The organism is Phytopseudomonas punonensis, assembly GCF_900142655.1.
GTDB lineage: Bacteria > Pseudomonadota > Gammaproteobacteria > Pseudomonadales > Pseudomonadaceae > Aquipseudomonas > Aquipseudomonas punonensis.
Genome location: NZ_FRBQ01000012.1, coordinates 101,933 through 123,429 on the forward strand (window position 1 = coordinate 101,933; position 21,497 = coordinate 123,429).

Here is a 21,497-nt window from a genome sequence, read left to right on the forward strand (position 1 = left end):
AGGAGACTATTGATGCAGCACGAAACCTCTACCCACGGCATCGACATCTCGGCCCTTGGCCGCGACAAGCAGAGCCTGAACCTGGCCAACGAAACCGTGGCCATCGAAGTGCCGGGCCTGAACCTGTTCTACGGCGACAAGCAGGCCTTGTACGACGTCAAGATGAACATCCCCAAGCAGCGTGTGACCGCCTTCATCGGGCCAAGCGGCTGCGGCAAGTCGACCCTGCTGCGCACCTTCAACCGGATGAACGATCTGGTCGATGGTTGCCGCGTGGAAGGCGAGATCAACATCGACGGCCGCAACATCTACCGCAAGGGTGAAGACGTGGCCGAACTGCGCCGCCGTGTCGGCATGGTGTTCCAGAAACCCAACCCATTCCCGAAGAGCATCTACGAGAATGTGGTCTACGGCCTGCGCATCCAGGGCATCAACCAGAAGCGGGTTCTCGATGAGGCCGTGGAGTCGGGCCTGAAAAGCGCCGCCCTGTGGGATGAAGTCAAAGACCGCCTGCATGATTCCGCCCTTGGCCTGTCCGGTGGTCAGCAGCAGCGTCTGGTGATCGCCCGTACCGTGGCGGTGCAGCCCGAAGTGCTGCTGCTCGATGAGCCGTGCTCGGCACTCGATCCGATCTCCACGCTGAAGGTCGAAGAGCTGATCTACGAATTGAAATCCAAGTACACCATCGTCATCGTCACCCACAACATGCAGCAGGCTGCGCGGGTGTCCGACTACACGGCGTTCATGTACATGGGCAAACTGATCGAGTTTGGTGACACCGACGCGCTGTTCACCAACCCGGCCAAGAAGCAGACAGAAGACTACATCACCGGCCGCTACGGCTGAGGCCATGGCAAATACTCCCTGGCTTTGTCGGGCGCGCTTGCCGTACTACTCGTACTGTCAGCGCACGCCCTTCGCGCCAGTGATCATTTTCCAAAGGCCTCTGTGCTGAGATAAACGTGGAAGGTGCAGCGTGCGCACCATGGCCACTCAAGCGTAGCTTTCGCGGAGCGAAACCAGATGATCAACAAAGACAGCCTGACCCACCACATTTCCCAGCAGTTCAACGCCGAGCTTGAGGAAGTGCGCAGCCACCTCCTGGCCATGGGCGGGCTGGTCGAGAAGCAGGTCAATGACGCCGTCACGTCGCTGATCGAGGCCGACTCCGGCCTGGCCCAGCAGGTGCGTGAGGTCGATGATCAGATCAACCAGATGGAACGCAACATCGACGAAGAATGTGTGCGCATCCTCGCTCGTCGTCAGCCGGCGGCATCGGACTTGCGCCTGATCATCAGCATCTCCAAATCGGTAATCGACCTGGAGCGTATCGGCGACGAAGCGACCAAGATCGCCAAGCGCGCGATTCTGCTGACCGAAGAAGGCGAGTCGCCACGTGGCTACGTCGAGGTTCGCCACATCGGCGATCAGGTACGCAAGATGGTGCAGGAGGCGCTGGACGCTTTCGCCCGTTTCGACGCCGACCTGGCGCTGTCGGTCGCTCAGTACGACAAGACCGTTGATCGTGAATACAAGACGGCCCTGCGTGAGCTGGTCACCTTCATGATGGAAGACCCGCGCTCGATTTCCCGCGTACTCAACGTCATCTGGGCGCTGCGTTCGCTGGAGCGTATCGGCGATCATGCGCGCAACATCGCCCAACTGGTGATCTACCTCGTGCGCGGCACCGACGTGAAGCACATGGGCCTGACGCGCATGCAGGAAGAAGTGCAGGGCAGCGCCAAGGAATGATGTTGCTGCGCCCTGTGCTCGCTCCCGCAGGGTTACGCTTTAGTGTTGGCAATAAGCCAGTGCCCGCGTCTATGCTAATGACCATTCGAGGGAGTGGTCGATGAGCAAAGTCAATGTGCTGGTGGTGGACGACGCCACCTTTATCCGCGATCTGGTGAAGAAGGGGCTGCGTGACCATCTTCCTGGTATCCAGATCGAGGAAGCGGTCAATGGGCGCAAAGCCCAGCAGTTGCTCGGGCGCAATCCGATCGATCTGATTCTGTGTGATTGGGAAATGCCGGAAATGTCCGGCCTAGAGCTGCTGCAATGGTGCCGTGAGCAGGAATCGCTGAAAGGCGTACCGTTCATCATGGTCACCAGTCGCGGCGACAAGGAAAACGTCGTGCAGGCCATTCAGGCCGGCGTTTCCGACTTTATCGGCAAACCTTTCTCCAACGAGCAGCTGATCACCAAGGTCAAGAAAGCCCTGCAGCGCGCCGGCAAGCTGGCGGCGCTGATGTCGGCCGCGCCGCCGAAAATGCTCAGCACCGGCGCTTTCGCCAACGACTCCCTGGCCGCGCTGACTGGCGGCAAGACCGAAGTGGTGCGGCCTGCTGCTCCCACGCCGGCTGCAGCTTTTGCGGCCAGCCCGGCAGCGGCCCCAGCCAAGGCAGCGGCGCCGGCCGGGCGTGGGCAAGGCCAACTGCGTTTGCCTGGCGGCATGATGGCCTGCGTGGTCAAGGCGCTGAGCCTCAAAGAAGCATTGTTGGTCGTCAAGCGTGCCGAGTTGTTGCCGCAGGTGCTGGAGAGTGCGGTGCTCGACCTAGAGCAAGGCGAATCCTCGGAAGTGGCGCGACTCAACGGTTACCTGCACAGCGTTTCCGCCTTCGAGCCGAAACCGGATAGCGAATGGCTGCAGGTGGTGTTTCGCTTCGTCGACCGCGACCCGCAGAAGATGGACTATCTGTCCCGTCTGATCGCACGCGGCACCGCCCAGAAGCACTTCTCCCCAGGCGCCTGATCGGCGCGCAACCGAGTACGCATGCAGCTTGCTCGGCCGTCCCTAGGCCACCGCTGTAAGGTGGCGCTGCCAGGACTCTGGAATCTGCTGCAGCTTCGGGTAATTGAGCGCATCGAGCTGCTGAGCCTGAAGCAGGAACGGTGTATGCCGTAGGTGCTCAGGCAGGTTGCGCAGCTCCGGAATCCATAGGCTGACGTATTCGCCTTTGGGGTCGTACTGGCGCGCCTGCTTGAGCGCATTGAAGGTACGCTTGAGCCGCGGGTCACTGCCGACACCGGCCAGATAAGCCCAGTTACCCCAGTTGCTTGCCGGGTCGTAGTCGATCAGATGCTCCTCAAACCAGGCAGCGCCGTGGCGCCAGTCCTGCTCCAGATCGCTGACTAGATAACTGGCAACCACTTGGCGGCCACGGTTGGACATGTAGCCAGTGGCAACCAGCTCACGCATGTTGGCATCCACCAATGGCATACCGGTGCGGCCCTGTGTCCACTGCTCGAAGCGCTCGTCGATCTGCTGTGGTGCGCGCTCGGTGGCTTTCAGGCCGCCGGCTTCGAATAGTGCCTGGCCGTGACGCTGCAGCGTGCAGCGGAAGAATTCGCGCCACAGCAGTTCCAGCCAAAGCCAGTAGGTCGACTCGTTGGCCCCGTACAGCGATTCGTGGCGGCGCAGCTCGGCCGCGGTACGCCGTGGCGACAGCGAACCGTTAGCCAGCCACGGCGAGAATTTCGACGAGTACTCGCTACCGATCATGCCGTTGCGGGTTTCCTTGTAGGTGCGCACGTTCTGACTGTCCCACAGGTAGTCGCGCAGGCGCGCCAGCGCTGCTGTTTCCCCGCCGGAGAAGGGGAAGGCGCTGGGCACCACGCTCAGGGCATCGCCCAGGCCCAGCTGTGATTGGGTCGGCAGCCCGAACGCGTGGGTATCCAGGGCGTCAGGCAGGGGCGGCAATTGCTCGGGCGCCGGCTGGGGCTGGAATACGTACTGGCGGGCATCGATTAGCGCGCGGAACTGGCTGTACACCTGCGGCAGCTCGTCGAGTGTGCAGGGCAGCTCGGCTTCACTAAACAGCGCGTTGCCCTGAGCGAGGCGCAGTGGCACCGCGCCAGGGCTTTCCCGGACACGGGAGAGCACGGCACGTTCCTGCGGGGCGATTTCGTCAAGCGTCAGCACCTGGCGCATATCGTACTGGCCGACCAGTTGGGCTATCACTTCTTCCGGCTTGCCGGTGACCACCAGCAGCTTGGAGCCGCGCTGGCGCAGCGCGCTGTCGAGGGCGGTCAGGCTTTCCAGAAGAAAGCGCGCGCGATGCACGCCGATTCGGCGGCTGCCGAACTCGTCGAACTGCAGCAGCGCGGGATCGAGCACATAGAGTGGCAGCAGACAGTTGGCACTGAGGGCGGCCTGCAGGGCAGGATGATCGTCGAGGCGTAAATCCTGTTTGAACCAGAGCAGCGCACGCATGGGATGTTCCCTCATAGTCGACCCAATATTGATCGTGTAGAGGTACGACAAGTTCAGCGCCGTCGGGCGGCGACCGATGGTTAGCAAACGCCGGATGGCGGCGCATTGCTGACTGACTCGGGAGGCTGCAGCCACTAGACTACGCGGCTGTTTTTCAGGAGCCCCACCCAATGGATATCTTCAGCATCGCCGTATTGCTGTTTCTGGTCACCGACCCGTTCGGCAACATCGCTATCTTTATCGCCGCCTTGAAGAATGTCGCCCCCGAGCGGCGGTTGTGGGTGGCTGCGCGTGAACTGCTGTTCGCGCTGGCGCTCTTGCTGCTGTTCCTAACCTTTGGTGACAAAGTGCTCAGCGCGCTGGGCCTGTCGCGGGAGGCAACGGCGATTGCCGGCGGTATCATCCTGTTCGTCATCGCCATGCGCTTGATCTTCCCGAGCCCGCAGGGCGTATTGGGCGATGTGCCGGACGGCGAGCCGATGCTGGTGCCGTTGGCGACACCAGCGGTTGCCGGGCCCTCGGCGCTTGCGGTACTGATGACCCTGCGCAATACCCATGAAGGGGCGCTTTGGGAGCTGTACCTGGCGCTGATCATGGCCTGGGCGGCAACCGCATTCATTCTGCTGCAGGCTTCGTTTTTGCAGCGGTTCCTCGGTCCTCGCGGGCTGACCGCAGTAGAGCGGCTGATGGGCATGTTGTTGATCATGCTCAGCGTCGACATGCTGCTGGACAACATTCAGAGCGTATTGCACATCCAGCCATGAAATTTCTCAGCCTTGCCTTGTTCGCCTTCCTGCTCGCCGGCTGTAGCAGCGGGCCGCGTATCGATCACAGCTACACCGCCAGCGGGCAGAACAGCCGCGTGCAGTACATCGTGCTGCACTACACCTCGACCGATCTGCCGCATTCGCTCGAGTTGCTGACGAAGGAAGAGGTCAGTGCCCACTACCTGATCAATGCCGTGCCGCCGACCATCTACCAGTTGGTCGACGAGAATCGCCGCGCCTGGCACGCTGGCGTCAGCGACTGGCAGGGGCGCACCTGGCTCAACGGCACGACCATCGGCATCGAGATGGTCAACCAAGGCTATTTCGATACGCCCAACGGCCGTTACTGGCAGCCTTATGCCCAGCCGCAGATCGATGCGCTGATCGTGCTGCTCAAGGACATCATGCAGCGCCACCACCTGCCGCCGGGCAGCATCATTGGCCACAGCGATATCGCGCCACAGCGCAAGGTCGATCCGGGTCCGATGTTCCCGTGGAAGCAATTGGCCGATGCCGGGCTGATGCCGTGGCCGAACGCCGAGGTAGTCGCCCGCCAGCAAGCCATCTTCGCTGTCAGCCTGCCGAGCGTAGCCTGGTTCCAGCAGCAGCTGGCGCAGCAGGGCTATACGGTGCCGAGCAGCGGCGTGCTCGATGAAGAAACCCGTAACGTGATTCGCGCCTTTCAGATGAAATACCGGCAAGCGCTCTACGATGGCCAGCCGGACGCGGAAACCGCCGCTCTGCTGCTGGAGGTCAACCGCCTCAGCAAAAGCTGAGGCTCAGCCAGCGGGACGTTACAGGGGCAGTGCGAAGTGAAAGCGCGCGCCCTGGCCCGGTTGGGACTCGGCGCCGATTCGCCCGCCATGCAACTGGACGATTTCCTTGCATAGCGCCAGACCCAGGCCGGCGCCGCCTTTCTTGTGGCCAATCTGCACGAAGGGCTCGAACAGTCTGGCCTGCTGGCCGTAGGCGATGCCTTCGCCATCATCCTCTACACTGATCAGCAGGCGCTCGTCCTGGCGGCTGGCGCACAGGCGCAAGGTGCCGCCTTCGGGGCTGTGGCGCAGGGCGTTGTCTATCAGGTGGTCGAGCACCCGCTCGATCTGCGCGCGATCCAGATGGGTGCGTGGCAGCGCATTGGCCATTTCCAGTTCCAGCTTGATCTGTCGCGCCTGAGCTTTGCCGAGGTGACGGCTGACGGCGTTCTCGAGCAGTTCGGGCACGTCGCAAGGCGCCAGTTCGAGCTTCTGCACACCGCTCTGGTAGCGCGAAAAGTTGAGCAGATCCTCGATCAGGTGCACCAGCCGCTCCATTTCCTCATCGACGATATGCACCAGGTCGGCTTCGCGGGAATCTTCGGCGAACTTGCTGCGTTCACGGAGCAAACCGAAGGCCATGTGCATGCCGGTCACCGGCGTACGCAGCTCGTGGGAGGCGCGCAGCACGAACTCGTTACGCGCACGCTCAAAGGCGCGCTGCTCGGTCACGTCATGCAGCACCATCACCGCGCCAAGGATATGCCCCTCGCTGTGGCTGACTGGCGTCAGGCTGTAGTTGAGCAGGCGCGTTTCGCCGTTGGCCTCGACCTGCAGGTCTGCTAGACGCTGCTCCAGGTTGTGCCCCAGCAGCACATGCTGCAGTTGCTCGTCGAGCTCGGGGCGGCCGAGGGCCTTGCTGGGGCTCTGCCCGAGCGGCTGGTCATCCCAACCCAGTTGGCGCTGCGCCACCGGGTTGAAGTGCTCCAGCAAACCATCGCGGCCGAAAATCAGCAGGCCGTCATCAATGCTGTCGAGCACCGCCTGCAGGCGGCGTTGCTCGGACATCAACGCTTCGACGTTGCTGCTCTTGAGCTGGCGCAGACTGTCGGCCATCAAGCCGAAGCGCCGGCTTAGTGCAGACAACTCAGCAACTGGCGTGATCGGCAGGGTGACCTGAAAGTCGCCGCGACCAATTTGATCAGCTGCGCGGGCCAGCGCGTCGATAGGCTGGCCGACCCGGCGGGCGATGGTGTGCGCGGTGATAAAGCCGATCACCAGCACCGCCAGTCCGACCAGCCCAAGCAGGCCGGCAATCAGCCAGGCGCGTTCGCGAGACTGCGCTTCGGCTTCCTTGACTGCCGATACGTAGCGAACCTGCAGGCTATTGAGGCGATCACGCACGGTTTCGACGGTCTTGGCGAAATCATCGTTGACCAGCAAATCGCGGCGCACGGTCGCGGGATCTGCGAGCAGGACGCTGAACTTCTGGTAGGCAGACTGTATTTCGAGCAGCGCTTGGCGATCGGCCTCCGTCGCGCTGTTTTGCAGGCTGTCGGCAAGCCAGGTCTGGATGCGCTTGTCGGAGTCCTGGAGTGCTTGCACGGTCTGGCCGTTGAAGTCTTCGCTGAGCATCATGAACAGCTGCTTGCCCACTTCTTGGCGCAAATCCATGCTGGCGCTGATGACTTCCAGGTTGTGCGCCAGCGAGCGGTTCTGCGACTGGGTCAGCTGCAGCACGCTGAAAATACCCAGGCTCAGGCCCAGCAAAGCAACGGTAAGCAGCGCACTGGTACTGAGAAACAGCTTGCTGCGCAGCTTCATAGGCCGAGCTGCTTACGTTTGCGATACAGGGTCGAGGCGTCGATGCCGAGCGTCTTGGCGGCCTGGTCGAGGGTGTCGCTGTTGGCCAGCACTGCCGAGATGTGGGCCTTTTCCAGTTCTTCGAGACTCAGGTCGGCGCCCACACGAGGCGCGCTGTTGGTCGCCGGTGCGCTCATGCCCAGGTGCGCGACGTCTACCCATTCGCCCGGGCAGATGATGCTGGCGCGCTCGATGACGTTACGCAGCTCGCGGATATTGCCGGGCCACTGGTAGGCCAGGAGCGCCTTGATCGCGTCGTCGCTGAAGCCCCGGGCCGGGCGGGCGTAATCCTTGACGAAGCGCGCCAGGAAGCGATCCGCCAGGGTCAGGATGTCATCGGCCCGTTCGCGCAGTGGCGGCAGGGTCAGGGTGATGACGTTGAGGCGATAGAGCAGGTCTTCTCGGAAGTGGCCTTCGCGGACCATCTCGTTGAGGTCACGGTTGGTCGCCGCGAGGATGCGTACGTCGGCGTGGCGGGTCACCGGGTCGCCGACGCGCTCGTATTCCTTGTCCTGAATGAAGCGCAGCAACTTAGGCTGCAGGGTCAGCGGGAAGTCGCCAATCTCGTCGAGGAACAGGGTGCCGCCGTCCGCCTGATTGACCCGGCCCAAGGTGCTCTCGCTGGCGCCGGTGAAGGCACCGCGGCTGTGGCCGAACAACTCGCTTTCCATCAGCTCGGCAGTCAGCGACGGGCAGTTGATGGTCACGCAGGATTTCTTGGCACGTCGGCTCCAGCCGTGAATCGCGCGGGCCAGCTCGCCTTTACCTGTGCCCGATTCGCCGAGAATCAGGATATTGGCATCGGTTGTAGCGACCTGCCGGGCCGTCTCAAGAATCACCATCATTGCCGGGCTGTGCGAGTCGATGCCGTCGCTCGGCTTGCGCACTTCGCCTTCCAACGCTTCCAGGCGCGCGGACAGTTGGCGTACTTCCAGCTGCTTGGCTGCGGCCAGGCGCAGTTGATCCGGGCTGCACGGCTTGACCAGGTAATCGGCGGCGCCGGCCTGCATAGCGTCCACCGCGCTGTCGATGGCTGAGTGCGCGGTGACGATCACCACACGCATCCAGGGCGCGAGCACGCGCATCTGCGCGAGCACATCGAGGCCGTTTTCATCCCCCAGGCGCAGGTCGAGAAAGCACATGTCGAACACTTGCCGTTGCAGCAGCGACTCGGTTTGCGCGGCGCTGTTGGCAGTGGTGACTTGATAGCCCTCGTCCTCCAGGCAATAGCGGAAGGTACGCAGGATAGCCGCTTCGTCGTCGACCAATAGGATGCGCCCGCTCTGACCTGTTGCTTCCATTTACGTGCTCCATGGGGTGAATGGCAGAGATTATCTGGAAATTTTCGTGCAACTTGCACGGCTAGTATGGCGCGATCTTGCATCGTGCAAGCGGCCATTAGCCAGGTATTGGATTTAACAGACTGATTTTAGTTGGTTTTTATTTTTATAGGTGGCTGGCATATCACTTGCGACTGTCTCCGATCCGCTTGCAAGCGGCTTTTTAGCTAAAGAAGAGGCGTTACATGCTGTTGAGACAATCCACGTTGGCCATCGCCATTGCCGGTCTGATTACCCTCGCTCCGCTTGCGCAAGCGGCGGAAGAAGGGCTCGCCCAGCAGCTGAGCGATGCCCGCCAGCAGGGTGCCATCGACACCGCATTCGCCCTTAATCGGCATCTGGATCCCTTCGATATAGAAGTGGTCGTTGAAGATGGCGTCGCCACGCTCAACGGCGCAGTGGAGAACTCCGCCGAGCATGACCTCGCCAGCGAACTGGCAGGCAGCATAGAAGGCGTTCGTGAGGTGAACAACAGGCTCAAGGTTGACCCGGATCAGGCGCCGCCGGTTGTAAACGATCAAGCCAGGATCGTTGCCGACAAGACCCTGGCCCAGCGTTTCGACGACGCCACGCTTGCCGCCACGGTGAAATCCAAACTGCTGTGGAACAGCAATACCGAAGGGTTGGATATTCAGGTGCGCGCCGAAAATGGCGTGGTCAGCCTCAGCGGCAACGCCGGTACGCCAGCGGCCAAGGAGCTGGCCGGTGAGCTGGTCACTAATACCGAAGGTGTGCGTGAAGTGCACAACCACCTGAGCATTAGCACCGCTGACAGCACGTCGGCCGAGGCCCAGAACGCGGCTAACGATGCGGCAGCCTCAATCAGCGATTCGTGGATCACCAGCAAGGTGAAGGCCAGCTTCTTGTATAGCCGCAACCTCGACGCGCTGAACATCAAGGTCGACACCCGTGAGGGCTTCGTCAGGCTCAGCGGCACCGTGCTGAGCAATGCCGAAAAACGCCTTGCGGTAGAAACCGCCCGCAACATCCGCGGTGTGCGGGGCGTCGATGCCGACGCGCTGCGCATCGCAGGTTAAGCCATCTCGACCATAGCGCTGTTCGTTGCCTTGTCAGGCAGGGGCGGCGCCAATCTATTCAGGAGAGCCACCATGAGCGACAAGACTGAGCAACTGAACGAACTGATCGCCATCATTCTCGACGGTCAGCGCTTCTACGAACACGCCCACGATGAAATCGACGATGCGTCTCTGCAGGCGCTGTTTCGCGATATGGCGCAAGCCAAGCACCAGGTGATCCAGGCGCTGTCGGTCAAGGTAGCGGCCAACCATGAAGAGCCCGCCACCAGCGGTACCTTGGTGGGCAAGCTGCGCCAGGCCTATGCCGATGCACGCGCGACGCTGTCCAGTGATGAGAAGGCGACATATGTAGCTCAGCTGGAGCAGGCGGAAGATCGCATTCTCGAAGCATTCGAAGATGCGCTGGAAAGTGCGCAGCCCGATGTAAAGGCGCTGCTGGCCGTGGAAATGCCCAAGGTACGGGCCTGTCACGAGCGTATGCGCGAGCTGAAGAACCTGCATTGAGCATTGCATCTGCGGCGTCGTGCATAACGCCCGAGCCGCAGATGACGATCGTGCAGGATGCCAATGATGGCATTTGGTTTTTGTTGTTTAAGTTATTGTTTTAAAACGATTTTATTTTTAACCAAAAGCTGGCACGCAGGCTGCAATTGCCTACTCATGATTAGAACGCCAAGCCGTTCAACAACGATCTGAGGAGCTCCACATGAACCTTCACCGCGCCCACACCGAGATCCTGATTTTGGCCGCTGTAGCCGTAATGATCCTGTTCGTGAGCGTGGCGAATAAGGCATCGGAGCCTCGCGCTCTGGCGCCGCAGCCTGCTAGCCAGATTGCCATGCCGGTATCCGTAGAGGCGCGCTCTGCAGCCATCAAGGCCGAACCAGCCACGCTGCAAACCATCAGCGCACCGAAGCAAACAGATGATAGCGATTGGGTACGTGCCGACTCCGTTCAGGCGCCTGCCAAGCAAAGCCGTTGGGTGTTCTGAAACGCCCAGACCAATTTCCAAGTGCTGCACCCGTAAGACCTCAAAAAACCAAGGAGAAACGCCATGCTGAGTTGGGCCATTACCTTTCTGATCATCGCCATTGTTGCTGCTGTACTGGGTTTCGGTGGTATCGCAGGCACTGCCACAGGTATCGCGAAAATCCTTTTCGTGGTGTTCCTGGTCATGTTCATCGTTTCGTTCATCATGGGTCGTCGCCCACGGGGCTAGGCGAGGCATGACTATGAATCGATTCAAGACGCTCGCTGCCGCCCTAATGCTGGGTGGTAGTGCGGCGGCCTTGGCCGCCAATACGGATGGCGAGTTCCGCCTGAACGAGTTGCTCGCCAGTAACCCGGACTACCGTGAAGCATGGCAGGAGCTGATTCAGGATGAGGAGCGTTTGCCCGAATGGGTGATCAACCTCAGTGGCGTTGCCACACCGATGAAATCGCTGGAAGAAGACGGCGACCAGTATCTGGTCGGGCAATTGTGCGAAACCTCGAACTGTTTCAATCAGCGGCTCTACGTCGCCTTCACACCAGACAAGGATGACGCTTACGCCCTTTGGGTACAGGTACCCGAAGGTTTGCCGAAGGACAAGGCACCCAGTAAGCATGCTGATCTGCGCTGGCTCGGCGAGCCGGACGACGGGGTCAAGCAATTGCTACAGGAGCAGTTGAAGAAAGATCCCAACTGGTACTGATGCTATTAACGGCGCCTTCTGGCGCCGTTGCTCCGTCTGGCACTCACTAAATGGTGCCGTCTACCTCTCTGAGCCCTTCCTCTTTCCCCGTCTCCGCGCGTTATCATCGCCGCCATGTTCTAGGGGGGTGACTTATGCTCAATGGCTTGTGGCTGAGCTTTTTCGTGGTGGCGGCGGTAGCAGGGCTCAGCCGCTGGCTGTTCGCTGACGACCCGGCTGTGTTCGGCGCAATGGTGGAAAGCCTGTTCGCCATGGCCAAGTTGTCGGTCGAGGTGATGGTGCTGTTGTTCGGTACGCTGACCCTGTGGCTCGGGCTGTTGCGTATCGCTGAGAAGGCCGGCCTGGTCGATGCGCTGGCGCGTGTGCTTGGCCCATTGTTCGCCCGGCTGATGCCGGAAGTGCCACGTGGTCACCCGGCGCTCGGGCTGATCACCATGAACTTCGCCGCTAACGGTCTTGGCCTGGACAACGCCGCAACGCCCATCGGGCTCAAGGCCATGCGCTCCCTGCAAGAGTTGAACCCGAGCAGCACCACGGCAAGCAATGCGCAGATTCTGTTTCTGGTGCTCAATGCCTCTTCGCTGACCCTGCTGCCGGTCACCATCTTCATGTACCGCGCCCAGCAAGGCGCGCCCGACCCAACGCTGGTGTTCCTGCCGATTTTGCTGGCCACCAGCGTATCGACCCTGGTCGGTCTGTTCTCTGTCGCGATCATGCAACGCCTGCGCCTCTGGGATCCGGTGGTGTTGGCCTACATGATTCCCGGCGCACTGCTGCTCGGCAGCTTCATGGCGATGCTTGCTGGCATGTCCGCCACGGCGCTGGCGGCGCTGTCTTCATTGCTTGGTAACCTGACTCTGTTCGGCATCATCACCGCTTTCGTCATGATTGGCGCGCTGCGCAAGGTGCAGGTCTACGAGCAGTTCATCGAGGGTGCGAAAGAAGGCTTCGACGTCGCCAAGAGCCTGCTGCCTTATCTGGTGGCGATGCTTTGTGCGGTCGGCGTGCTGCGCGCTTCCGGCGCCCTGGAGTTGGCGCTGGACGGCATCCGCTGGGTGGTCGCCTGGGGCGGCTGGGATACCCGCTTCGTCGACGCGCTGCCAACGGCGATGGTCAAACCCTTCTCCGGCAGTGCGGCGCGGGCCATGCTGATCGAGACCATGCAGACTCAGGGTGTCGATAGCTTCCCGGCTCTGGCAGCGGCGATCATCCAGGGCAGTACGGAAACTACCTTCTACGTACTGGCCGTTTACTTCGGCGCGGTCGGTATTCAGCGCGCCCGGCATGCGGTGGGTTGCGCGTTGCTGGCCGAGTTCTCCGGCGTGGTGGCAGCGATTGCCGTGTGCTACTGGTTCTTTGGCTGAACGACGCGGTTCAGTTGCCCGCCGGAGTTGAAGGCTGATCCGCTTGCTGGGCTTCCTCGGCTTGCGGTTCAGCTTCAGTGGCGGGCTCCTCGGCGGAGTCCGTCTGAGTCTCAGTTTCCGGCGCAGATTCAGGCGCAGTGGCGGGTTCCTGCACATCTGCTGGCGGTTGTTCGGCTTCTTTTGACGAGTTTGCTGGCGCGCTCCCATCGGCCGTGACCTCGAAGCGCAGTACGCCGATCATCTGTCCAGCGTCGGTCAGCACTTGAATCTCCCAGTCGCCTTCCACGTCCTGCGGGAAGTTCTTCTTGTGCGTCCAGGCGCGATAGCCTTTTTCGCGGCCCCCGTGGATATCCAGGGCGATGCGTTCCAGCTCCCGCCCGTTGTGTTCCCACACGTGATAGATGCGTTCATCGAGGCCGCGCGGCGCATTGATTGCCGTGTAGGCGTAGATGCCAGAGCTGCGCAGCTGGCTGACGGTCAAGCTGTCGATGCCTTCACCGGGCGAGCGGTTCTGGTTGTCGAACTCGGTGGTGATCGCCACCTCGGTCAGCCACAAGGTTGCCGGCGGCACCCAGGTTCGGGTCACCCAGCCAACGGCGCCGATCGCCAGGGTCAGGCCGACCAGCAGCAGGCCACGCCACCATTTGCGCACGGTGATGATGCTGAACAGACTGGGAAATGACAGCAACACTGCTGCCGCCAGCGAATACTGATAACTCTGGGTGGTGTTGAGTTTGAAGATGATTGGCAGCGCCGTGAGCATCACCGCGAACAAGGCCAGCGTATGATAAGCGAGGAAGATCCAGCGCCGCGGCGCCAACCACTTGTAGTACAGCGGATCGGTAATCGACACCAGCGCTGCTGCCGCCAGCAGCCCACTGAACAACGCCTGGCTGCTGTTCCAGGTGGTGGTGATAAAGAAGAACGGCAGGACGAAGAACAGGCTTTCCTGGTGGATCATCTGCGTGGCGTAGCGCAGCAGCGGCCGCGGCAGCTCGAAACCGAAGCGTGCGGCGATACGTTCGCGCAGCACGTTTTCCATGATCAGCCACAGCCAACTGATCAGTAGCACCAAGGCGAGCACCTTGGCCAGCCCGGCCTGACGGTCGACCAGTACGAAGCTGGCAACACCGGAGAGAAAACCGAAAATGGCGATGACACCGGGATGGCGCTGCATCAGCGCGATGATCCGGAATATGAGGCTTTTGCTGGAATCGATTAGAGACAAGGCAGTTCTGGCAGTGGTCTAGAACGATGCGCAGGATACTGCATTTGTCCAAACTTGAGGCCTCCACCGATCAGGCGTGGTGGACATACATTGCGCTTGTCTGGAGCCCTTTCCATGGGCGGCACTGCCACGCGGCTAGGGTTGTCTTCGCATGCTTTTGTGGGAGTGGGCGGGGGCGCCTAGTCCATGCGCGCGAAAATCACGGGCATGGCCCGTTCCCACAGGTACGGCAACACTATCCGGCTTGCCTGATGCCGGCCCTCAACTCGTCTCCCGATACTGCTGCGCCTCCCCCAACAGCCAATCCCGAAAGGCTTTCAACGCTGCCGACTCGACCTTGCGCTCAGGTACGGTCAGGTAATAGGCGCGGCCGTTGTCCGGGACCGGACGGTCCATGGCCACCACCAGGCTGCCGTCTGCCAGTTCGCGCTGGATCAGAAAAGGCGGAATCAGCGCCACGCCCATCTCGTGGCGCGCCGCTTGGGCGAGCATGGAGAACAGTTCCAGGCGCGGGCCGGTCATGTCGCGGGCGACGTTCAGCCCCTGCGCGGAGAACCACTGGCGCCAGGCGTAAGGCCGGGTGCTCTGCTGCAGCAGCGGCAGTTTGGCGATGCGCTCGGCACTGGCCGGCTGGCCGCCGAGCAGCGCCGGGCTGCACACCGGCATCAGGTGCTCGTGCATCAGAAAGTGCGCTTCGGTGCCCGACCAGTCGCCATCGCCAAAGTAGATCGCCGCATCGAAACCGGTATCGGCGAACAGGAACGGCCGGGTGCGGTTGGTCAGGTGCACGGTGACTTCCGGGTGCAGGCGCTGGAAATCCTTCAGCCGTGGCAGCAGCCATTGCGTTGCGAAGGTCGGCACCACTGCCAGCTCCAGGCTCATGGCGCCCTGGGCGCCCATCAGAGCAAGGGTGTCACGCTCCACCGCGTCGAGCTGCGCCGCGACCTTGACCGCATAGGCTGTGCCCGCCTCGGTAAGCAGTACGCCACGGCGTGAGCGACGAAACAGCTCCACGCCGAGGAATTCTTCCAGCCCGGCGATCTGCCGGCAGACCGCCCCCTGGGTCAGTGCCAGTTCGTCCGCTGCGCGGGTGAAGCTCTGATGACGGGCCGAGGCCTCGAAAGCGATCAAGGCTGCCGTGCTGGGTATTTTTCGGCGCATATGTGCGCAGGACTCACTCAGTGATGCGTTAAAAGGTCATTCAGGCTATCTCGGAGTGAGCTATGCGCACAACAGCATGCGTATTAGTCGTTTGCCGTGAGCCGGCTAGGCTCTTAGGCTCAGCCCAACGAGTTATTACCCGAGGATTTCGCGATGGCCGGCAAGGCAAGCTTCAACTGGATCGACCCACTGCTGCTCGATCAGCAGCTCACAGAAGAAGAGCGCATGGTGCGCGACAGCGCCGAGCAGTTTGCCGCCGACAAGCTGGCGCCGCGGGTGCTCGAGGCCTTCCGTCACGAGAAGACCGACCCGGCGATCTTCCGCGAGATGGGCGAGACCGGTCTACTCGGCGCGACCATTCCCGAGGCCTACGGCGGGAGTGGCCTCAACTATGTGTGCTACGGCCTGATCGCCCGCGAAGTTGAGCGCATCGACTCCGGCTACCGCTCGATGATGAGCGTACAGTCGTCACTGGTGATGGTGCCGATCAATGAATTCGGCAACGAAGCCACCAAGCAGAAATACCTGCCCAAGCTGGCCACCGGCGAATACATCGGCTGCTTCGGCCTAACCGAGCCGAATCACGGCTCCGACCCCGGCTCGATGATCACCCGCGCCAAGAAGGTCGACGGCGGCTACCGCCTGAGTGGTAGCAAGATGTGGATCACCAACAGCCCGATCGCCGATGTGTTCGTGGTCTGGGCCAAGGACGATGCTGGCGAGATCCGCGGCTTCGTGCTGGAGAAGGGTTGGGAAGGGCTGTCGGCTCCGGCGATCCACGGCAAGGTTGGCCTGCGTGCGTCGATCACCGGCGAGATCGTCATGGATAACGTGTTCTGCCCCGAAGAAAACGCCTTTCCGGACGTACGTGGCCTGCGCGGCCCGTTCACCTGCCTGAACTCCGCCCGTTATGGCATCAGCTGGGGCGCATTGGGCGCTGCCGAAGCCTGCTGGCACACGGCGCGCCAGTACACCCTGGACCGTCAGCAGTTCGGCCGCCCATTGGCTGCCAACCAGCTGATCCAGAAGAAGCTGGCCGATATGCAGACCGAAATCACCTTGGCCCTGCAAGGTTGCCTGCGTCTGGGGCGCATGAAGGACGAAGGCACCGCAGCGGTGGAAATCACCTCGATCATGAAGCGCAACAGCTGCGGCAAGGCGCTGGATATCGCCCGGATGGCTCGCGACATGCTGGGCGGCAACGGCATCAGCGACGAGTTCGGCGTGGCCCGCCACCTGGTCAACCTCGAGGTGGTCAACACCTACGAAGGCACCCACGACGTGCACGCGCTGATTCTTGGCCGTGCGCAGACCGGCATCCAGGCCTTCTTTTAATAGCCAGCGCTGAGCTGTAGATCGTTCCCATATCGAGCCGTCGCGTGGGAACGCCACCGGTGACGCCAGGCGTCACCCTTGCATGAGGCCTCTGCGATGTCCGGTGCCCTGTCCCATCTGCGTGTTCTCGACCTGTCCCGGGTTCTCGCCGGTCCCTGGTGCGGGCAAAACCTGGCCGACCTCGGTGCCGAGGTGATCAAGGTCGAGCGCCCGAAGGTTGGTGACGACACCCGTCATTGGGGCCCGCCTTATCTGCGCGATGATGAAGGGCGCGACACCAGCGAGGCGGCCTATTTCCTTTCCGCCAACCGCAACAAGCAATCGCTGACTCTCGATTTCACCCAAGCCGAGGGGCAGCGCCTGGTGCGCGAGCTGGCGGCCAAATCGGACATCCTCATCGAGAACTTCAAGGTTGGCGGTCTGGCGGCTTATGGGCTGGACTACGCCAGCCTGAAGGCGATCAATCCGCGGCTGATCTACTGCTCCATCACCGGCTTTGGCCAAACCGGCCCTTATGCCAAGCGGGCTGGTTACGACTTCATGATCCAGGGTCTGGGCGGGCTGATGAGCCTGACCGGCCAGCCTGACGGTAGCGACGGCGCAGGCCCGGTAAAGGTTGGTGTGGCGCTGACCGACATTCTCACCGGGCTTTATGCGACGGTCGCCGTGCTCGCCGCATTGGCGCATCGGGAGAAGACCGGCGAAGGCCAGCACATAGACATGGCGCTGCTCGATGTGCAGGTCGCCTGCCTCGCCAACCAGGCGATGAATTACCTCACCACCAGCGTTTCGCCAAAGCGCCTGGGCAATGCCCACCCGAATATCGTGCCGTATCAGGCATTCCCGACGGCCGATGGCGACCTGATCCTCACCGTCGGCAACGACAGTCAGTTCCGCAAGTTCTGCGAAGTGGCTGGCCACCCCGAGTGGGGCGTCGATCCGCGCTTTGCCAGCAATGGCCAGCGTGTCGCTCATCGTGCCGAGCTGATTCCGCTGATCCGCCAAGCCACGGTATTTCGCACTACGGCTGAGTGGGTGACCGTGCTCGAGGCTGCCGGTGTGCCGTGCGGCCCGGTCAACGATCTGGAGCAAGTGTTTGCCGACCCGCAGGTGCTCGCCCGTGGTTTGCGTATCGACTTGCCGCATCCGCTGGCAGGCAGCACGCCGCAGGTCGCCAGCCCACTGCGCCTTTCGGCCAGCCCTGTCGAGTATCGCCAGGCTCCGCCGCTGCTCGGCGAGCACACCGCGCGCGTGCTTGCCGAGGTGCTTGGGCTGGATACCGGCCAGATAGAGGCGCTGCGCAGCCAGGGCGTGATCTAACCCACCTCCAGCGCCCCTAGGCAGGCTCCGCCTCAGGCGTCCAGCTGGGAGGCCGGGCCGAAGAACTCGTAACGGCACTGTTCGCCGGGTACACCTAGCTCGTGCAGGTGCCGTTTTACTTGCGCCATGAAGGGCTTTGGTCCCAGGAAGTAGGCGTCCAGGTTGCGATCCTCTGGCAGCCACTCGGCCAGCTGCTCGCGGCTGACCATCCCTTGGGCATGTGGTTGGTCGCCATCACGTGGGTCGCTGTAACAGAAGCGATAGCTGATTTGCGGGTAGTCACGGCTCTGCGCCTCGATCCATTTCTGGAACGCATGTACGCCGCCATGGCGAGCGTAGTGAATGAAGTGGATAGGGCGGCCAGTCTCGCGGGCAGCCTCGACCATCGCCAGCGCCGGAGTAATGCCCACGCCTGCAGTGATCAGCGCCATGGGCTTGCTCGATGGCTGTAGCACGAAGTCGCCGGCTGGCGGGAACAGCTCCAGGGTGTCGCCGACTTGAATATGATCGTGCAGGTAGTTGGAAACCTTGCCCTGCGCTTCACGTTTCACGCTGATACGGTACTCGCGGCCGTTGCTCAAGGAGGACAGCGAGTAGTTGCGGCGTTGTTCGGTGCCATCGATGACCATGCGCAAGCCGATGTATTGGCCTGCCTTTGGCACTAGCACCTCTCCCGCGTCGACTGGGGCCAGGTGAAAGGAGGTGATTTCCTCGCTTTCCTGAATCTTGGCCGCCACCGTGAAGCCCCGCGAACCACGCCATCCGCCTGGTGCCTGCTCGTGCTCTTTATAGACGCCTTCTTCCGCGCCGATCAGTATGTCCGCCAGTTGCCCATAGGCAACGCCCCATGCCTCGATGACTTCATCGGTGGCGATCTCTTCGCCAAGTACTTCGCGAATGGCACGCAGCAGGCAGTTGCCGACGATCGGGTAATGCTCGGGCAGGATCTGCAGGGCCACGTGTTTATTGACGATCTGCCCCACCAGTGGGCCGAGCGCCTCAAGCCGGTCGATATGCCGTGCGTACATGAGCACCGCATTAGCCAGGGCGCGTTGCTGGGCGCCGCTAGCCTGGTGGGCCTGATTGAACAGCGGCCGAACCTCGGGATATTCCTCCAGCATCATCGCGTAGAAGTGGCGGGTCAGGGCTTCGCCGCCTGTTTCCAGCAGCGGGACGGTGGCTTTGATGATGGTGCGTTGTTGGCTGGTCAGCATGGTGATGATTCCTGTCGCAAGGCATGGATGTTTTCTAGCTATGCCATTACAGATCCCGTGCCAACTGGCTAGGCCCCTGGATTACTGGGGCTGCCCATGCTATGAGTCATTTTGACCCTTATATTTTGTGTCCTTATGACTCTCTTGGTGTCTTTATGACCTCAAATCCATTGCTGGTCGCCCTGCTTCCGCTGTTGGATGACCTGTCCCGTAATCTGCCCGAAAGCGAGCGCTACCGGCGTCTGCTCGCTGCACTGCGGCAGCTGTTTCCCTGTGACGCCGTGGCGCTGCTCAGGCTCGATGGCGAGGTGTTGGTGCCGCTTTCCGTGGAGGGGCTGAGTGCCGACACCATGGGCCGGCGCTTCAAGGTGAGCGAACATCCACGTCTGCATGAGTTGCTGCAGCACCGCGGGCCTACCCGATTCGCCGCCGACTGCGAGTTGCCCGATCCCTATGACGGCTTGCTGGAAGGGCAGCACGGGCACCTGGAAGTGCATGACTGTCTGGGTTGCCCGCTTTATGTGAAAGAGCAGCTCTGGGGACTGCTGACCTTGGACTCACTGCAGTCAAGCAGCTTCGGCCGTGTTGACCTGGGCATGTTGGAAGCTTTCGCCAGTCTCGCGGCGGCGACCGTGGCGGCCAGTGAACGCATCTCCCTGCTTATGGGGCGGGTGGAAGATGAGCAACGCCGCGCCGACCTTTATAAGCAAGCGGCTGCCGCCTTGCGGCCAAGGGAGATGATCGGCCAGAGCCCCAGGCACAAGGCGCTATTGCAGGAGATAGAGTTGGTCGGCGGCAGCGACCTGACGGTGCTGATCAGTGGTGAGACGGGCGTGGGCAAGGAGTTGGTGGCCGAGGCGCTGCATGCTGCTTCGGCCCGGGCCTCACGGCCCATGGTCAGCATCAACTGTGCTGCACTGCCGGATACCTTGGTGGAAAGCGAGTTGTTTGGCCACGTCCGCGGTGCCTTCTCGGGTGCGGTCAGCGAGCGGCGTGGCAAGTTTGAATTGGCGGATGGCGCCACCCTGTTCCTTGATGAGGTTGGCGAGCTGCCGCTGGCGGTGCAATCCAAATTGCTGCGCGTTTTGCAAAGCGGGCAGTTGCAGCGAGTCGGATCGGATCGTGAGCATCGGGTCGACGTACGGGTTCTGGCCGCCACCAATCGGGACTTGGCTGAGGAGGTGCGTGCCGGGCGCTTTCGCGCCGACCTCTATCACCGCCTGAGCGTCTATCCACTAAAGGTGCCGGCATTGCGTGAGCGGGGGCGTGATGTACTGCTGCTTGCCGGATACTTCCTGGAAGACAACCGAGCGCGTTTGGGGTTGCGCAGTCTGAGGCTCGCGCCGGACGTACAGAAGACGCTGCTTCAGCATGACTGGCCAGGTAACGTTCGCGAGCTGGAGCACCTGATCGGCCGCGCGGCGATCAAGGCCTTGTCGGCCTGTGCGGAGCGTCCGCAGATCTTGACCATCGATAGTCGTGCCTTGGACCTGCATCCAATCCATCGACCTTATATAGAAGAGCAGCCGCATTCATCTCCTGAAACTGAGCAGCCGCTGGCAGGGCAGGGATTGCGTGATTCCGTGGATGACTATCAGCGCTGTCTTATTGAGACCGCGCTTACCCGTCATGCCGGGCGGTGGGCGGATGTCGCTCGCGAGTTGGGTGTGGACCGCGCCAATCTGCAGCGTCTGGCCAAGCGTTTGGGGCTCAAGTAGCGCCATGCAGGTCGCTATATATACAGGAGAGCGGCCGTTGGGCAGGTTTTTTTCAATTAGATGAAATTAACGGTTGACCAGAAACTGTGGGGGCCTATAATGCGCACCACTTCCGGCGCAGCATGATCTGAAAACTCTTTGTATATCAACGAGTTAGACGAAAATAAAGGTTGCGCGGACGGCGAATTCGAGTAGAATGCGCCGGCATCGACAGGGTGGTTTGAGTGGTTCTGTTGATGGTTCGGTCAGGTGTGATCGAAGGCGGTAAAAGAGGGTGTTGACAGCGGTTTGTAACGCTGTAGAATGCGCCTCCCGCTGGAGAGAAGATGATCTGGTCGGGCGCTGCAAGGTGTTGAGAAGAAAGAAAAAGTTCTTCAAAAACAACTTGACAGGAAATGAGGCTGCTGTAAGATGCGCGCCTCGGTTGAGACGAAAGAATCAACCAACCGTTCTTTAACAACTGAATCAAGCAATTCGTGTGGGTGCTT

21 protein-coding genes are annotated in these 21,497 nt (G+C 61.5%); 14 read left to right on the forward strand and 7 right to left on the reverse strand.

The annotated features are described in order from the left end of the window. The first annotated feature begins 12 nt into the window (after positions 1-12). The 3 genes from pstB (at position 13) to BUC40_RS21125 (ending at position 2,752) form a co-directional block, all read left to right on the forward strand. The gene (gene pstB / locus BUC40_RS21115; RefSeq protein WP_073268530.1) at positions 13-846 is read left to right on the forward strand and encodes a phosphate ABC transporter ATP-binding protein PstB; all 834 of its coding nucleotides are present in this window, start codon (positions 13-15) and stop codon (positions 844-846) included. 177 nt (positions 847-1,023) lie between these two features. Next, a complete protein-coding gene (gene phoU, locus BUC40_RS21120) occupies positions 1,024-1,752 on the forward strand; it encodes a phosphate signaling complex protein PhoU (protein WP_073268532.1) in 729 nt (242 codons plus the stop codon). 100 nt (positions 1,753-1,852) lie between these two features. Further along, on the forward strand, positions 1,853-2,752 hold the full coding sequence (locus BUC40_RS21125) for a response regulator (RefSeq protein WP_073268534.1): 900 nt from the start codon (positions 1,853-1,855) through the stop codon (positions 2,750-2,752). Positions 2,753-2,794: 42 nt separating this feature from the next. Here BUC40_RS21125 and BUC40_RS21130 read toward each other — a convergent pair whose 3' ends face one another. Further along, positions 2,795-4,213, reverse strand: coding sequence for a DASH family cryptochrome (locus BUC40_RS21130; protein ID WP_073268536.1), 1,419 nt, complete (start codon positions 4,211-4,213; stop codon positions 2,795-2,797). Between the two features lie 170 nt (positions 4,214-4,383). On the opposite strand from BUC40_RS21130, the gene BUC40_RS21135 reads away from it, so the two are divergent. Together BUC40_RS21135 and BUC40_RS21140 are read left to right on the forward strand one after the other, a co-directional pair. Next, the gene (locus BUC40_RS21135; protein WP_070884702.1) at positions 4,384-4,977 is read left to right on the forward strand and encodes a MarC family protein; all 594 of its coding nucleotides are present in this window, start codon (positions 4,384-4,386) and stop codon (positions 4,975-4,977) included. Beyond that, the gene (locus BUC40_RS21140; protein WP_073268538.1) at positions 4,974-5,756 is read left to right on the forward strand and encodes an N-acetylmuramoyl-L-alanine amidase; all 783 of its coding nucleotides are present in this window, start codon (positions 4,974-4,976) and stop codon (positions 5,754-5,756) included. Before BUC40_RS21135 ends, BUC40_RS21140 begins: the two co-directional genes overlap by 4 nt. 18 nt (positions 5,757-5,774) lie before the next feature. Here BUC40_RS21140 and BUC40_RS21145 read toward each other — a convergent pair whose 3' ends face one another. Beyond that, on the reverse strand, positions 5,775-7,559 hold the full coding sequence (locus BUC40_RS21145) for a KinB sensor domain-containing domain (protein ID WP_073268540.1): 1,785 nt from the start codon (positions 7,557-7,559) through the stop codon (positions 5,775-5,777). Further along, positions 7,556-8,899 (reverse strand): sigma-54-dependent response regulator transcription factor AlgB, encoded by a 1,344-nt coding sequence (gene algB, locus BUC40_RS21150; RefSeq protein WP_073268542.1) that lies wholly within the window; start codon positions 8,897-8,899, stop codon positions 7,556-7,558. Before algB ends, BUC40_RS21145 begins: the two co-directional genes overlap by 4 nt. Before the next feature lie 224 nt (positions 8,900-9,123). Here algB and BUC40_RS21155 point away from each other — a divergent pair, with 224 nt between their 5' ends. The 6 genes from BUC40_RS21155 to BUC40_RS21180 all read left to right on the forward strand — a co-directional run bounded on the left by BUC40_RS21155 (position 9,124) and on the right by BUC40_RS21180 (position 13,033). After that, complete coding sequence (locus tag BUC40_RS21155; protein ID WP_073268544.1) at positions 9,124-9,975, forward strand: BON domain-containing protein; 852 nt, start codon at positions 9,124-9,126, stop codon at positions 9,973-9,975. Positions 9,976-10,047: 72 nt separating this feature from the next. Beyond that, positions 10,048-10,479 carry a PA2169 family four-helix-bundle protein gene (locus BUC40_RS21160; protein WP_073268545.1) on the forward strand — a complete coding sequence of 144 codons (432 nt, stop codon included), beginning with the start codon at positions 10,048-10,050 and terminating at the stop codon, positions 10,477-10,479. 202 nt (positions 10,480-10,681) lie between these two features. Next, on the forward strand, positions 10,682-10,966 hold the full coding sequence (locus BUC40_RS21165) for a hypothetical protein (protein ID WP_073268547.1): 285 nt from the start codon (positions 10,682-10,684) through the stop codon (positions 10,964-10,966). Positions 10,967-11,029: 63 nt separating this feature from the next. Continuing rightward, positions 11,030-11,194, forward strand: coding sequence for a DUF1328 domain-containing protein (locus BUC40_RS21170; protein WP_013789335.1), 165 nt, complete (start codon positions 11,030-11,032; stop codon positions 11,192-11,194). Positions 11,195-11,201: 7 nt separating this feature from the next. Next, positions 11,202-11,669, forward strand: a complete 468-nt coding sequence (locus BUC40_RS21175; protein ID WP_073268549.1) for an inhibitor of vertebrate lysozyme family protein — start codon at positions 11,202-11,204, stop codon at positions 11,667-11,669. A 134-nt stretch (positions 11,670-11,803) separates the two neighbouring features. Continuing rightward, positions 11,804-13,033 (forward strand): nucleoside recognition domain-containing protein, encoded by a 1,230-nt coding sequence (locus BUC40_RS21180; RefSeq protein ID WP_073268551.1) that lies wholly within the window; start codon positions 11,804-11,806, stop codon positions 13,031-13,033. Between the two features lie 10 nt (positions 13,034-13,043). Here the strand turns inward: BUC40_RS21180 and BUC40_RS21185 are convergent, their stop codons facing one another. Continuing rightward, a complete protein-coding gene (locus BUC40_RS21185; protein WP_083593659.1) occupies positions 13,044-14,210 on the reverse strand; it encodes a DUF5924 family protein in 1,167 nt (388 codons plus the stop codon). Between the two features lie 312 nt (positions 14,211-14,522). After that, entirely contained in the window at positions 14,523-15,422 is a 900-nt protein-coding gene (locus BUC40_RS21190) for a LysR family transcriptional regulator (RefSeq protein WP_073268553.1), read from the reverse strand. A 153-nt stretch (positions 15,423-15,575) separates the two neighbouring features. Between BUC40_RS21190 and BUC40_RS21195 the strand changes: the two genes are divergently transcribed. Beyond that, a complete protein-coding gene (locus BUC40_RS21195) occupies positions 15,576-16,757 on the forward strand; it encodes an acyl-CoA dehydrogenase (protein ID WP_073268555.1) in 1,182 nt (393 codons plus the stop codon). A 96-nt stretch (positions 16,758-16,853) separates the two neighbouring features. Next, entirely contained in the window at positions 16,854-18,077 is a 1,224-nt protein-coding gene (locus BUC40_RS21200) for a CaiB/BaiF CoA transferase family protein (RefSeq protein WP_073268557.1), read from the forward strand. A 32-nt stretch (positions 18,078-18,109) separates the two neighbouring features. Here BUC40_RS21200 and hmpA read toward each other — a convergent pair whose 3' ends face one another. Then, the gene (hmpA, locus tag BUC40_RS21205) at positions 18,110-19,291 is read right to left on the reverse strand and encodes an NO-inducible flavohemoprotein (RefSeq protein WP_073268559.1); all 1,182 of its coding nucleotides are present in this window, start codon (positions 19,289-19,291) and stop codon (positions 18,110-18,112) included. Between the two features lie 155 nt (positions 19,292-19,446). Between hmpA and norR the strand changes: the two genes are divergently transcribed. Further along, a complete protein-coding gene (gene norR, locus BUC40_RS21210) occupies positions 19,447-21,009 on the forward strand; it encodes a nitric oxide reductase transcriptional regulator NorR (protein ID WP_073268561.1) in 1,563 nt (520 codons plus the stop codon). Positions 21,010-21,154: 145 nt separating this feature from the next. Here the strand turns inward: norR and BUC40_RS23030 are convergent. Continuing rightward, the coding region (locus BUC40_RS23030; protein WP_208605796.1) for a hypothetical protein at positions 21,155-21,497 on the reverse strand (343 nt) is incomplete at its 5' end.

What these genes read in the sequence shown, in the direction of transcription:
- BUC40_RS21155 (WP_073268544.1), top strand. Translation starts at nt 9,124, where the DNA reads ATGCTGTTGAGACAATCCACGTTGGCCATCGCCATTGCCGGTCTGATT.
- BUC40_RS21160 (WP_073268545.1), top strand. Translation starts at nt 10,048, where the DNA reads ATGAGCGACAAGACTGAGCAACTGAACGAACTGATCGCCATCATTCTC.
- BUC40_RS21190 (WP_073268553.1), bottom strand. Translation starts at nt 15,422, where the DNA reads ATGCGCCGAAAAATACCCAGCACGGCAGCCTTGATCGCTTTCGAGGCC.
- BUC40_RS21180 (WP_073268551.1), top strand. Translation starts at nt 11,804, where the DNA reads ATGCTCAATGGCTTGTGGCTGAGCTTTTTCGTGGTGGCGGCGGTAGCA.
- BUC40_RS21135 (WP_070884702.1), top strand. Translation starts at nt 4,384, where the DNA reads ATGGATATCTTCAGCATCGCCGTATTGCTGTTTCTGGTCACCGACCCG.
- BUC40_RS21195 (WP_073268555.1), top strand. Translation starts at nt 15,576, where the DNA reads ATGGCCGGCAAGGCAAGCTTCAACTGGATCGACCCACTGCTGCTCGAT.
- BUC40_RS21165 (WP_073268547.1), top strand. Translation starts at nt 10,682, where the DNA reads ATGAACCTTCACCGCGCCCACACCGAGATCCTGATTTTGGCCGCTGTA.
- BUC40_RS21185 (WP_083593659.1), bottom strand. Translation starts at nt 14,210, where the DNA reads ATGCAGCGCCATCCCGGTGTCATCGCCATTTTCGGTTTTCTCTCCGGT.
- pstB (WP_073268530.1), top strand. Translation starts at nt 13, where the DNA reads ATGCAGCACGAAACCTCTACCCACGGCATCGACATCTCGGCCCTTGGC.
- BUC40_RS21200 (WP_073268557.1), top strand. Translation starts at nt 16,854, where the DNA reads ATGTCCGGTGCCCTGTCCCATCTGCGTGTTCTCGACCTGTCCCGGGTT.
- norR (WP_073268561.1), top strand. Translation starts at nt 19,447, where the DNA reads ATGACCTCAAATCCATTGCTGGTCGCCCTGCTTCCGCTGTTGGATGAC.
- phoU (WP_073268532.1), top strand. Translation starts at nt 1,024, where the DNA reads ATGATCAACAAAGACAGCCTGACCCACCACATTTCCCAGCAGTTCAAC.
- BUC40_RS21130 (WP_073268536.1), bottom strand. Translation starts at nt 4,213, where the DNA reads ATGCGTGCGCTGCTCTGGTTCAAACAGGATTTACGCCTCGACGATCAT.
- BUC40_RS21175 (WP_073268549.1), top strand. Translation starts at nt 11,202, where the DNA reads ATGACTATGAATCGATTCAAGACGCTCGCTGCCGCCCTAATGCTGGGT.
- BUC40_RS21145 (WP_073268540.1), bottom strand. Translation starts at nt 7,559, where the DNA reads ATGAAGCTGCGCAGCAAGCTGTTTCTCAGTACCAGTGCGCTGCTTACC.
- algB (WP_073268542.1), bottom strand. Translation starts at nt 8,899, where the DNA reads ATGGAAGCAACAGGTCAGAGCGGGCGCATCCTATTGGTCGACGACGAA.
- BUC40_RS21170 (WP_013789335.1), top strand. Translation starts at nt 11,030, where the DNA reads ATGCTGAGTTGGGCCATTACCTTTCTGATCATCGCCATTGTTGCTGCT.
- hmpA (WP_073268559.1), bottom strand. Translation starts at nt 19,291, where the DNA reads ATGCTGACCAGCCAACAACGCACCATCATCAAAGCCACCGTCCCGCTG.
- BUC40_RS21140 (WP_073268538.1), top strand. Translation starts at nt 4,974, where the DNA reads ATGAAATTTCTCAGCCTTGCCTTGTTCGCCTTCCTGCTCGCCGGCTGT.
- BUC40_RS21125 (WP_073268534.1), top strand. Translation starts at nt 1,853, where the DNA reads ATGAGCAAAGTCAATGTGCTGGTGGTGGACGACGCCACCTTTATCCGC.